The 13655-nt window shown below is 38.1% G+C and carries 9 protein-coding genes; 8 read left to right on the top strand and 1 reads right to left on the bottom strand.

Features of this window, described 5'->3' with window-relative positions; translation table 11 throughout:
- Positions 1–139: 139 nt before the first annotated feature.
- The 4 genes from IC621_RS04010 (at position 140) to IC621_RS03995 (ending at position 5574) form a co-directional block, all read left to right on the top strand.
- Positions 140–1750: a GMC oxidoreductase gene (locus IC621_RS04010; RefSeq protein WP_191155975.1), complete on the top strand. Its 1611-nt coding sequence runs from the start codon at positions 140–142 to the stop codon at positions 1748–1750.
- 593 nt (positions 1751–2343) lie between these two features.
- The gene (locus tag IC621_RS04005; protein ID WP_191155973.1) at positions 2344–3225 is read left to right on the top strand and encodes an alpha/beta fold hydrolase; all 882 of its coding nucleotides are present in this window, start codon (positions 2344–2346) and stop codon (positions 3223–3225) included.
- A gap of 207 nt (positions 3226–3432) precedes the next feature.
- Complete coding sequence (xylB, locus tag IC621_RS04000; RefSeq protein ID WP_191155971.1) at positions 3433–4917, top strand: xylulokinase; 1485 nt, start codon at positions 3433–3435, stop codon at positions 4915–4917.
- A gap of 222 nt (positions 4918–5139) precedes the next feature.
- Entirely contained in the window at positions 5140–5574 is a 435-nt protein-coding gene (locus IC621_RS03995) for an SRPBCC family protein (protein WP_191155969.1), read from the top strand.
- Positions 5575–5833: 259 nt separating this feature from the next.
- Here the strand turns inward: IC621_RS03995 and IC621_RS03990 are convergent, their stop codons facing one another.
- Complete coding sequence (locus IC621_RS03990) at positions 5834–6838, bottom strand: DUF3231 family protein (RefSeq protein WP_191155967.1); 1005 nt, start codon at positions 6836–6838, stop codon at positions 5834–5836.
- Positions 6839–7324: 486 nt separating this feature from the next.
- On the opposite strand from IC621_RS03990, the gene IC621_RS03985 reads away from it, so the two are divergent.
- The 4 genes from IC621_RS03985 (at position 7325) to IC621_RS03970 (ending at position 13221) form a co-directional block, all read left to right on the top strand.
- Positions 7325–8851, top strand: coding sequence for a BCCT family transporter (locus IC621_RS03985; protein WP_191155965.1), 1527 nt, complete (start codon positions 7325–7327; stop codon positions 8849–8851).
- Positions 8852–8869: 18 nt separating this feature from the next.
- On the top strand, positions 8870–9562 hold the full coding sequence (locus IC621_RS03980) for a TetR/AcrR family transcriptional regulator (RefSeq protein WP_191155964.1): 693 nt from the start codon (positions 8870–8872) through the stop codon (positions 9560–9562).
- 26 nt (positions 9563–9588) lie between these two features.
- Positions 9589–11646, top strand: coding sequence for a CocE/NonD family hydrolase (locus IC621_RS03975; RefSeq protein WP_191155962.1), 2058 nt, complete (start codon positions 9589–9591; stop codon positions 11644–11646).
- Positions 11647–12360: 714 nt separating this feature from the next.
- Positions 12361–13221 (top strand): sulfurtransferase, encoded by an 861-nt coding sequence (locus tag IC621_RS03970; protein WP_191155960.1) that lies wholly within the window; start codon positions 12361–12363, stop codon positions 13219–13221.
- The last annotated feature ends 434 nt before the right edge of the window (positions 13222–13655 follow it).

The following is a 13655-nucleotide window of genomic DNA, read 5'->3' as shown; positions in this document are numbered from 1 at the left end:
GTCCGCTTAATTTTTCTTTGCGAAATCTCCTTTTTCTATCTATCTGAAGAGGGTACGACAACGCAAAAAAAATCATAAAAAATATACGTGGTTTATATACATTATAAAAGTAGTCTTTCAGTATAGGGGTGAGTAAATAATGAAGATTATTACGGCATTTAATGGAGATACACTAGAAACCATTGCAAAAAAATATCGAATCCAAATAGACCAGCTTATCTACCAAAATCCCCACATTCCCGGGACCGATTTAAATATCGGCGGTCACAAGGTCAACATTCCCTCTCCAACAGTGCCAATCAGAGTTTTTCCCAATATTCCCTCCTGCACTCCTCTGTTACCGACGAAATTACAGGATGAATTTATTCCACTTGCTTCTTTAGATAAGATGGCTCAAATTGAGTATGACGTGCTCGTTGTCGGAACAGGGGCAGGGGGAGGAGCAGCTATCTGGAGGTTATGTGAGCAACTTAGGAATACTGATAAAAAGATCGGCGTTGTGGAAGCAGGACCAATCTTGTTACAAACTCATGCAGGGAACCTTCCTACTTTAGCGAGCAGTTTCAATAACTATTTCTTAAATCCAAAAATTTTAAGGCCAATTGGTTATCTTCTACCCGAGTTGCCTGGTGCGAGGGAAATTATCGCACTTGGAGGAATGACTTTGTTTTGGGGACTTGCCAGCCCTCGTATGTACGATTCTGAATGGAATAATTATCCTATAAATAGAAAAGAACTGGAGTTTTATTATAATATCGCTGAACAAATGATGTTGGTTTCAAAAACAACATACCCGCTTACATATACATTCCTTGAACGTCTTTGGGAAGGTGGTTTTCCTGAAACAACTGTTACTCCGAAAGCCCTTAATCTGGAACCGGCCAAATATGGGCCAGTCGTAAATTTCAGTTCCATTTCATTTTTAGCCTCAGCACTTATGGAACGGCCGTTTGATTTGGCGATCAATTCAAGAGCCGTACAAATACTTACTGTCCAAGAAAAAGTCACAGGTATCAAAGTAATGACTCCTGAGAAAAAAGTTTATGAATTAAAAGCGAAAAACATAATCCTTTCGGCAAATGCTTTTCAGAGCCCGCGCCTCTTGCTTTCCTCCGGGATTAAGGGAAGGGCAATTGGTCATTATTTAACCATTCATTCTTTTTTGAGATCCAGCTTCCAAGTGAATCGACCTCTAATTGATACCCAGAATACTTTACAGGTGATCCATCTTCTGATACCGCAAACGGAAAGCCATCCCTATCAAATTCAGTTTGACATCTTAAAGGGATATGAAATACTAAATCAAACAGCAGAACATAATGTTGAAACGTATGCTTTTGGCAAGGTAGAACCTCGTTATGAAAACATGCTTTTCCTAGATCCGAACAGAAGGGATAAGTACGGGGTTCCAGAAATTCAAGTTAATTTTGCCTTCAGCGCAAAAGATAAGTTGATCATTTCCCAATTGAACGAAAGTATCATTAAAGCTGCTGCTGCTTTAGGATCAAGTATGCAGCCTGAAATCTGTTTAAGCTCTCCTGGAATCGACTTTCATGTAATGGGAACGTGCAGAATGGGCGATGATCCATCCACCTCAACAACCAACCGCTTTGGTCAAGTCCATAGCATGTCCGGACTCTATGTAGCTGACAATAGTATATTACCTAACACAGGAGCTGCCAATCCGACATTGACTACAGTTGCATTAGCGATTCGAACGGCGGATTATATCGCACGGCAATTAAGTTAATTAGTTTAGTTTAAATATAACAGACTTCTCATCATTTATCGTACCAATTTAGATAAGAGGGAGAAAAAGGAGACTTGTAATCTAGTGTGATAGAATATTAACATAATAGAATTCCATGATTTTGTAACTTAAAGTAGTCAGGACATTCCTACATAAAACCGAAATCTCTTTCTTTCGTTTTTATCTCTCCCAGCCAAGACCATTGTTTTAAATCATTCGACTGGTAAAGAAGAACACACCCGTAAAATCGCCACGCTGAGCTCCATCGACCATATAGAACTATTACATTACAAATCTATCTAATTGGGGGAGTAGACAGGTGTGTGAGTTTATTGCTTATTTTTATACAAAGGCTAATTTGTATTGTTTTTATGTTAAGAAAAAAAGAAAGATACTTGATTTTGAATAAGGTGTTATTTTTTAATTATCGACGCTATCCTCTATTAAGGATATCCGCTCTTTTTTAACAAAGGTCCGAATTGTTGTGGATCACCTTACTATTATTCATATAACTGTGAAACTTTTAAAGGTTGGTTTCCGTAGAGAATTCTACAGCTATATATAGAAGGTAATGATTAAAGAGGTGTTATACAGTGAAAACATCCATTTATAAAAGTGAAGAAGGAAAAAGAAAAATTGCAGAACACTATGAAAATTATATTAAGACTTTCACTTGCGATTTCGAAAGACTTTATGTCAGGACAAGTTTTGGAAAAACTCATGTACTTGTAGCAGGTCCAAGTAAAGGTAAACCTTTGTTTTTACTTCAAGGTGGCAATTGCATTAATCCAATGACATTATCCTGGTTCTCACCTCTGATAGAAGAGTATAGAATTTATGCACCAGATACAATCGGTCACCCGGGATATAGTGATCAAAATCGGTTATCAGCGAAGGATAATAGCTTTGCTTTATGGATAACAGAACTAATGAATTATTTTAATCTGGAAAGATGTGCATTTATTGGCCCTTCCTATGGTGCTGGAATCATTTTAAGGCTTGCGGTATTTATGCCAAATAAGATTGATTGTTCCATATTAGTCTCTCCTGCAGGAATACAGTTAGGTTCTAAATTAGAAATGATTAAGAATATCTTACTCCCTTTGATCCTGTTCAATACTTTTTCATCTTCATCTGAAAAATATCTCACTAAAATGACAAGCATTATGTCAGCTAATAGTATGAAAGAAATTGATAAACTCGTTATTGGAGATATCTTTAAATATCTTAAACTTGAACAAGAAATGCCTAAATTAACGGAGAAGGAGGAATTAATGCGGTACAACTCCCCAACTTTGATTATCGCAGGAGAAAAAGATATCTTTTTTCCAGCCAATCGGTTAAACGTTGCAGCAAGAAAAGTCATATCAAATTTAACAGCATTCAAAACAATTACTATGGGACATTTTCCTTCCGAAGAAAATTTAGTAGAAATTAACAATGAAATTAAAGAATTTCTAAATACTTACTATTAATATCAAGTTAAATCGAACTTCCACAATATGAGGTTTACACGATTAATTAAAGGGGGCCACCCAGTTTTTATCTTTTAAGAACTTCTGAATAAAGTTACTAGCTAAATCGGATAATTGTCATACACATGTGACGATGATGAGGTAAAAAAGCTCCGTATCATGTAAACTTCATAATAGAGATAACAATCTAAAGGAGCGAAAGCAAATATGCAATATCTCATTGGTATTGATTTAGGGACTTCAAGTATAAAAGCAATATTAATGGATGTAGAAGGGGATGTAATTGCACAAGCACAAGAAAGTTATTTGATTCAAGTGCCCACAATAGGTTATGCGGAGCAATCTCCTAACGTATGGTGGAATGCAGCTGTAAATGTATTGAGAACATTATTGGAAGAAGAAAATGTTGATCCATCTTTGATAGGGGGAATCGGGTTATCGGGTCAAATGCATGGCCTTGTAATGGTTGATTATAAAGGGGAAGTCATTCGCCCAGCTATAATTTGGTCTGATCAACGTTCAAAATCCCAAATTGAAAAGATAAATCAACTTATTTATGAAGAAAATGCAATCGACAAAATGCTTAATTCAGTTTCAACGGGTTTTGCCATTTCATCCTTATTATGGATAAAGGAAAACGAGCCAGAAAGTTATGAGAAAACCAATAAAATTCTCCTTCCGAAAGATTACATACGCTATAGATTAACGGGAGAGCTTGCAACGGAAGCAACTGATGCATCTAGTACTCTTGCATTTGACGTTGCTGAACGAAAATGGGCCACTTTTTTAATCAAAAAATTAGGAATTAAAGAAGAATTGTTCCCACCTTGTTATGAGCCATGTGAAATAGCAGGCGAAATAACAACATGTGCTGCTAAGGAGACTGGATTAAAGAAAGGGACTCCTGTTGTATTTGGCGGCGGTGATCAATTCATGCAGGCTGTAGGAAATGGTATTATTTTTCCCGGCATTGTTTCATCAAATATTGGAACAGGTGGACAAATTGCGGTAATGGTTGATAAACCGGCGTATGATTCGCAATTAAGAACCAATACATTTTGCCACATCAAACCTAACACTTGGAATATCCAAGGTTCGAGTTTAAATAGCGGTCTGTCCCTGAATTGGTTAAAATCAAACATTTTGAGAGAGAATGACTTTCGAGCATTAACAAAAATGGCAGAAAAAATTGCACCTGGAAGTGAAGGACTTATTTTTTTACCTTATTTAACTGGGGAAAGAACCCCACATTTAGATCCAAACGCAAAAGGCATTTTCTTCGGGTTGACTCTAAAACATCGTGATGATCATTTTGTGAGGGCAGTTATAGAAGGAGTGACTTATTCTCTAAGAGATTCCTTAGATCTTATTGAAGGATTAGGAATTCAGACTAATAGAGTCATTGCATCAGGCGGAGGAGGAAAAAGTAAATTATGGCTGCAAATTCAAGCAGATATTTTCAATAAGCCCGTGTATACTTCTAAAACAGGGGAAGAAGCTTGTGTAGGTGCTGCAATTATTGCCGGGGTAGGCGTCGGGGTATACCATTCGATTGATGAGGCTTGCAGAAAACTTATTTCATATAATGAAATGGTAATAGAGCCTTTACAAGATAATGTAAAAATGTATAGTCATTATTACGAATTATTTAAAGAGTTGTATAAAAGAAATAAGGACTTATTTGTATTTTGAGTATATACTCAAAATTGTCCTCATTTGAAGACTGGTGCAACAACTAATATTTGTTTAAAGGGACACCAAAAAGTGTTCTGGCGAGTAACCAAAAATAACTCTCTTGTTTACCCTAATGATAAAAAAACTACGTCAGCATAATGAACTGGCAGGAATTACTTATTTGGACGCCGAATACAACTATGAATCTAAATTTATTATAGTGAGGCGGCGGTAATTAAAATGGAGACAGGTAATAAAGTGACAATAACGGTGGAAACCACAATTCATGCACCAGTTGAAAAAGTGTGGGAATATTGGACTGAGCCACAGCATATAACAAAATGGTGTAGTGCTTCTGATGACTGGCATGCGCCACATGCCGAAAATGATTTAAGGGTTGGCGGGAGATTTCTTACAAGAATGGAAGCTAAGGATGGTAGCTTTGGATTTGATTTTAATGGAGTTTATGATGAAGTGAGAGTAAATGAGTTTATTTCTTATACTATGGAAGATGGAAGAAAAACTACGATCACTTTTATTAGTCAAGAAAACGAAACTAAGGTAATTGAAGCTTTTGAAGCAGAAACCACCAATTCCATTGAGATGCAAGAAGCAGGCTGGCAAGCGATTCTAGACAATTTCAAAAAATATTGTGAAAATTCTAAAGAAGATTAGGATAAAATGAATCGAGCATGCAGGTTTATTCATTTTATCGTGACGTGAGAGCTGGACTTCACAATCCGCCAATGGATGATGTAACTATATATAATTTGGCACAAACAGCACTAAATAAAAATGAACATATGTAAAAATCAAATTTGTTTTACAAGGGATAAGAGGGAGCCTTGAAGGGGTTCCTTTTTAATTTGAATTGACAAATACAAAATGAGCCTTTACATAAAGGACTCCGTTCTCATTAGTAAAAGGCTCTTTCTTATGTTTTATATAAATCGTGTCTGTTTATAGGTTGCGGTAGTTGTTCCATCCATCCTCGATTAATCATCATCTCTAATCCTTCTCCGCCATAATTCATTATTTCTGGTATAAGTATAGAATAATGAGCAACTAAATCTTTTCTCATTGCAGTAGACATAGAATATGACAGCAGATAAATTCCTGCCGCAGTAGTCGAAGTTATAAGAAACAGAATGAGTCGATCGGAAAATGGAGAAACGGTTGAAGCTGTAACTTCTATACTTACGGGAATGTTACCTAGTTGCTCTTCTTCTTTTAGAATCTTATTAAAAATGTCGATCTGTTTTTCAGATAATTTTTTCCCTTTTATGAGGTATTCCTTTATTTCCTTATCTTTCACTACCTGGATTAAACCCATTATTAGAAGTAAACCTATATAATTTCTTTCAGTCGTATAAAAAATTTCACCTAACTCTGATGAATTCAACGGTTTTTTATCACTAAACCATAAACTTAGAAGAGATTGTTGTTTTTTCATAAATTCTACTTCATTAGGATAGGGAATCTTAGGAGGTCTATCATAGATTCCTTTGGATAGCATTAAATTTAGGGATTTCTTATATAACCTAGTCCTCGTTTGCAGACATTCATCAAAAAGATCGACGACGTCGGTCCTTGCTACTTTTGTAAGAACGGTTGCGTAATAAGGAACTGTTAATTGACCCACATGATAAACAAAACTTAAAGCAAACAAATCTGTATAAAGTAATGGAGCAGATAAATCTACATCCTTGTCAGAGAAACCTTTAGGAATAGGAATACCTTCCTCTGTAAAGATTGTTTCAATTTTTTTAATATAAGATTGCCCCAAAAACAAAGCTTCATCTACAATCGGTTTTATTTCTAAATCTTGAAGATGCTGGAGAAAATGTTTATAAAAACAGATTGTGGCACTATTCTGGATGTAAGTAGTCCATAGTGCGGTAATCTCCGGAGTAGTTAGTTGTATATGATGTTCTTGCATGTTTTATCTCCTTATAGCGTAATGATGTTTGTTGTTATTTTTCGGAGGTTTCTTTTATCACTTCGTTGCATGTATTCGGCATGGATTCCGTATTAATCAGCCGTTTTTCCAACCCCTTTTTATTAACAAATATTTTTTTTTATTAAATTAAAGTGATTTTTGTACGAAATCAAAAACTCTTCAATATGGAATAAAGGTTAAAATCACCAAAACCATCCTTTTACTTAATATTAATGTATCCTGGAACACTTGAAAAATTCGAACAAACCAGATTATTTCATTTTTTATGTCAGAATAGTGGATAATTTTGTCTAAAGTTCATGAAAAGAAATAAGTGATAGATAGGTCCGATGTGCACACCAATTTGACATTCTTTTTTGCTGTGATAAAATGAACGTGTTCTTTCAGTGAACATGTTCATGAATGAGTATAATAATGAAAGGACGATAGTAAAATAAATCGATTTTGGGAGGAATGTGAAGTTGTATGAATAATTCTAAGATAGAAAAATCCATTTTTTGGCCGTCCATTGTTTTAATCACACTGTTGACGGCGTTGCTTGTGATTTATCAAGAGACTGCGGGTCCTGTTTTGGAAGAAATGCTGACCTCGATAACATCCAAGTTAGATTGGGCATTCGAGTTTTTGACGATTGGGTTGTTTCTTATATTAATTTGGTTGATGGTGGGGCGCTATAGCCGGGTAAAACTTGGGGGTGCACATGATCAACCGGAATTTTCCAAGTTCAGTTGGGGAGGCATGTTGTTTACAACAAGTATGGGAACCAGTATTATGTTCTGGTCCATTGTTGAGCCGCTTTATTACTACGCTGGGCCACCGTTTGGGATTGAAGCGAAATCGAACGAAGCAGCAGAGTATGCGGTAACTTACGGATTATTTCATTGGGGAATTTCAGCGTGGGCGCTTTATGCTTTGCCAGCAGTGGTTATGGCGTATAGTTTCTATGTGCTTAAGAATCCTTCCTTGAAAATCAGTTCTGCCTGCCGAGGTGTGCTTGGAAAAAACGCAGATGGCTTTATTGGAAAAGCGATTGATATATTAGTGATTTGGAGCATGATTGGAGGACTTGGGACATCACTTGGACTTGGGGTTCCGATGATTTCTGCCGTAATTGGAGACTTAATTGGAATCAAGCCATCATTAGGGCTGAATATTGTCATCATCATTATATGGACGATTATTTTCAGTTCTAGTGCGTATTTTGGTTTATACAAAGGGATTCGCAGGCTGAGTGACTTAAATGTTTACCTGGCTTTTGGACTAGCGATTTTTGTCATTATTGTTGGACCTACTTTATTTATTCTATCTTATTTTACAAACAGTTTAGGTTTAATGTTAGATAACTTTTGGAAAATGAGTTTATACACCGATCCGATTCAACAAGGTGGATTCCCGCAAGCATGGACTGTGTTCTACTGGGCTTGGTTTGCGGCAACGGCTCCATTTGTCGGCATCTTCGTCGCTAGAATTTCCAAAGGTCGTACGATTAGAGAACTCGTCTTTCATGTACTCCTTTGGGGTTCCATTGGGAGTTGGCTCTATTTCGGTGTCTTTGGCGGGTATACGATGGACCTTGAATTGAGTGGAAAATTATCATTAACAACCATTCAAGCCGAAGCAGGTGATCCTTCGGTAATCGTAGCCGTGCTGAATTCATTGCCTATGCCTGTTCTTGTATCCATTTTCTTTGTGGTTCTCGGATTCATCTTTTTATCAACATCTCTTGACTCAGCAAGTTACGTGATCGCAAGTGTGGCAACTCAAGAGTTGGGTCAGAATGCTCAGCCAGCCCGTTGGCATCGATTATTGTGGGGAGTTGTTTTATCAGCGCTTGCCATTAGTTTAACAATGTCTGGAGGACTAAATGTGGTCCAGACGTCTTCCGTCCTCGTCAGTGTTCCCGTTTTGATTGTGTACATTTTAATGGCGATTTCACTGATTAAATGGTTGAAGAAAAATGAAGAAAAGCATGTATATGTGAAAAATGAATAAGGGAAAGGAGGTCGAAAAATGAATGAGAGAAAAGAACTTCAACGTGCGCGCATGTTGCGATATTTTCTTGATGCAGCTTCAGAAGTGATTGAAGAAGAGGGACTAGCACATATGACGATTCGCAAAGTTGCCGACCGTGCTGGCTACACTGCTTCTACTGCGTACAATTATTTTAAGGATCTTTCTCACTTGAAATTTTTCGCATCCATGCGGTTTACGTCAGAGTATATAAGTGAACTTCCCGACTACATGGCCTTAGGGGAAAATACCGTAGAAAAATGGCTGTATTCATGGGAATGTTTTTGTAAACATTCCTTTGAACAACCTGATATTTATTCGGTCATTTTCATGGACAACCTTGGAACCTCCACGCAGCAATTGTTTGATGACTATTATGCGATTCATGAAAATGATTTGATTGGCTTTCCAGAGCAAATTCAATCAATCCTCATGGAACATGACTTTTCCAAGCGAAGTGCTCTTTACATTCAAAGTGCTGTAGAGGGAGGGTTTATCAAACAAGAAAATGTCGATATACTCGCAGATATGACGCTCATGATTTGGAAAGGCATGATGAATACGTACATGAACCACAGACGCAGCTATACAAAGGATGAGGCGATCAAACGGACGCTCCATTTAGTTACAGAATGTGTCATGAATGTAGTGGAGCCGAGCCGGCGCAAGGAAATTAAATTTGATAGGTACTAGATTTATGATTGGAAAGGATGACCAAATTGGTTTTTAATATCAAGGATTCTCAAAAACGCAGCATCAAAAATGATTTTCCACGAGAAGTGGAGAAAATTGAAAATATCTGGATTCCCATGTCAGATGGGTCGAAGCTGTCTGCATGCATATGGCTGCCGGTAGATGCGGAAAAGAATCCTGTGCCGGCTATTTTAGAATATTTGCCGTATCGAAAAAATGATTTTACAGCTATCCGTGATTCTGTGCGTCATCCGTATTTCGCGGGTCATGGATATGCAAGCATCCGAGTGGATCTTCGAGGCTCAGGGGATTCGGATGGGATTTTATTGGATGAATATTTAAAACAAGAGCAAGACGATGCGCTAGATGTGTTGACTTGGATTGCTGAGCAGCCGTGGTGTACGGGTTCAATTGGCATGATTGGCAAGTCATGGGGCGGCTTTAATGGGTTACAGGTCGCAGCGCGTAAGCACTCTGCACTGAAAACGATTATTACGCTTTGTTCAACCGATGACCGCTATGCAGATGATGTCCATTATCGAGGTGGCAATGTACTTGCCTCAGATATGCTTTGGTGGGCATCGACGATGTTTGCCTACAATGCAAGGCCGCAGGATCCAGAAGTTGTCGGGGCAAGATGGAAGGAGAACTGGCGGGATCGCTTAGAGAATACGCCACCGTTCGTAGAGGAATGGCTCCGCCACCAGCGCCGTGACGAGTACTGGAAACATGGTTCAGTTTGCGAGAACTACTCAGATATTCAAATCCCAGTATTTGCGGTCGGCGGTTGGCAAGACGGGTATACCGATGCGATCTTCCGCCTTTTAGAAAACCTTCCGAAAGAAAGCAAAGGTCTGATTGGTCCATGGGCTCATGAGTATCCAGAAGTGGCAACTCCAGAACCGGCGATTGGATTTTTACAGGAAGCTTTGCGCTGGTATGATCAATGGCTGAAAGGCATCGACACTGGCATCCTAGAGGAGCCAAAGTTAACTTCCTGGATTCAGAATAGTGAGCTTCCGGCTGTAATCTACGAGGAGCGACCAGGGAAATGGGTGGCTGATCCTTCGTGGCCATCTCCACAAGTAAAAGGACAAGCATGGTGGCTTTCAGATGGACGACTCTTGAACCAAACTCTGCAAACAGCAGGGGAACAGGTATTGGTTCCGAGTGTACAGGAACATGGTTTTTATTCAGGGGTTTTCTGCCCATTCGGACAACCAGGAGATTTACCCGCAGATCAACGATTCGAAAATGGCAAGGCTGTTACGTTCACATCTGAGCCATTAATGGAAACCGTGGACCTTCTTGGTCATCCAGTGTTTCACGCTGAATTATCAGTCGACGAGGAGGATGCTCTCATCGCGGTTAGGTTAATGGACAAGGCACCAACGGGGGAATCGACTTTGATTAGTTGGGGGATGTTGAATTTAACGCATCGTGATTCCCATGAGCACCCAGAAAAACTAGAGCCAGGGAAAAAATATCAAATTCAAGTAAAACTGGATGCACTCGGGCAGCAAATTCCGAAAGGACATAGATTGGAAGTAGCAGTGTCACCCACGTATTGGCCTTCAGCATGGCCGTCGCCAAAGCCCGTTAATTTGACGTTGTATACAGGGGAAGAAACCCGTATTGAGCTTCCGGTCCGCACGCCGCATCCAGAGGATAAAAATTGCGGACGATTTGCTCCGCCAGAAACAGCTCCTGTCATGGAACGACAAGTCATTCGCAAGGAAAATCGGACGCGGGAAGTGATTCATGACACAATAGGCGGTGAGTGGAAACTGGTTGACTTTTCGGATGAAGGAGAACGCCGATTGCCTATGAACGGTATTCAATATGGAAGTAAAAATAAAAACACATGGACGATTAAAGAAAATGATCCATTATCCGCCCATGTTAAATGTGACTGGGAACTAACAATGAGCAGAGACCATTGGCAAATCAAACTAGAAACATTCAGTGAAATGTGGAGTGATGATAAAAAATTCTACCTTGTCAACACTATGATTGCCTATGAAGGGGAAAACCAAGTATTTTCTAAGACATGGGAGACGGAAATAGATCGTGATTGCGTTTAAATTAGAGTCAGTTCTAGCTCATCTAGAGTTTAAAGCGGTTGAGTGAGAAAGACTCGCCCGAGTGTATTTCATTCAGATATTAGTCATTTCATGTATTAAAGTTTACGAACTGTAATGAAACTAACTAGTGAATAATTGAAGCAGTAGAAAAAAGGGTCTTCCTTACGGGGCTGTTGACAAACTAAATAGCTTCGTGGCTAGACACAGAATATAGTGAATAAAAAAGCAGATGAACACTACATTTAGTAGAAATTCATCTGCTTTTTGTTTAAATGGGCATTTGACAACATCCCTCTTACGAAGATCCTTTTTCATTGTCGATAAGACGCAATTTGGGGTAAAGATAGCATCAGGTGATTTTGGGAAAATTCAGTAAGCTAGGGGATATTTTTTAAAAATAGAGACAATTTTTAAAAAATGAGTAATAATAATAACCAAAACACTTTTTTAAATTTTCTGTCCCTTTGGTAAATTCATCTGCAGTTTCCCCTGGAAATTGAAAGATGTCTGGGGATTGATTGAACAACTTACATTAGATAACAAAGATATACAAGAAAGAGCTGATACAATAAACTACTTAAAGAAAGAAATAAAAACCAAAAACGAATGATTTTTTCAACCTGTATACTCTAATACTTTTGCATATTCAGTTATGAGCTTAGAACGTAAACTTTGATGATGAGAACCTATATTTTTTAGATAAGGAGAATGGTTATGCAATATATTGTAAGTACAGATTGGCTTGCTTTTGAAATTGAAAGAAATAATAAAAAGCTAGTCATAGTGGATACACAATTTAATTTGAACGATCCTGAGGAAGGGTATAATCAATATTTAAAGGGACATTTGCCTGGTGCAGTTTATGTAGATCTTGAAAAACATCTTTCAACGCCAATTGATAAACACGGAGGGCGTCACCCATTACCTGATAAAGACATATTGGCGAAAAAGCTTGGTGAATTAGGAATAAGCAATGATTCCAAGGTCGTTATATATGACGATCAAGGAGGAATGATCGCTTCTCGGCTATGGTGGTTATTGAACTACATAGGAATATCTGATGCAGCTGTATTAGATGGAGGCTTGAAAAAATGGATTAGTGAAAACAAAACCGTTACTAAAGTCGTGCCTAATCCTTCCCCGAAAACTTTACTTCCACAATTAAATAATAATTGGAAATGGGTAGATCATTTAGAAGTTAAGACGAAGTTAAATCATAAAGACACAATCTTAATCGACGCTAGAGAAAATCCACGTTATCTTGGCGAAATGGAACCGATTGATCCTGTAGCGGGACATATCCCAGGGGCAAAAAATTATTTTTGGAAGGACATTTTGAACGAAGAGGGGAGCTGGAGGGAAAAGAAAGAGCTGATCGCTCATTTTTCTAAAATTCCTTTATCTAAAGAAGTAATCGTTTATTGTGGGTCAGGAGTTTCTGCATGCCCGAACATTCTAGCTCTAAAAGAAGCAGGATACTCAAATGTTAAGCTATATGCTGGGAGCTGGAGCGATTGGATTTCGCATGCAAATTATCCGGTAGCTGTAGGGAATGAAAGAGAATTAGATAGGTAGATTAACGAAATAATCAGGCGCGCTCCTATCATCATGGAATAGCGTTTTTTTTTCATGGAAATCCAAGAAATTTATCATTTTCCTGTTATTCAAGCTCAATTCTATAAAAAGATTCATCCATTCATTATGGGGTATAAACCTATGGAACGATCGAATTCTTTCCTTTATTGCTGGAAAAAGTCAGTTTATGCGCTTGCCCAGGAAATTGCAAATAGATTATGAGCAAATCCTTGGTATTTGCAGTATCCTCATATAATCCTGAGTAGATCTTATCTCTGCAAAAATTCCTTGAATAGACGCCATATTGATTTTGATCCATTCACTTTCACGATGACAGGAATGTTAATATTAATGAAAGAAACTTGAAGATATAAACTTTTATCAAATCATGCGAAGACCAGCTTGAGAGAGCTTGTTAAGAAGGTCTATATGAC

The sequence above is a fragment of the Metabacillus arenae genome (assembly GCF_014773385.1).
GTDB classification, from domain to species: domain Bacteria; phylum Bacillota; class Bacilli; order Bacillales; family Bacillaceae; genus Metabacillus_D; species Metabacillus_D arenae.
The sequence above is the reverse complement of the archived record's forward strand: the minus strand, read 5'-3'. Positions and strand labels throughout refer to the sequence as shown.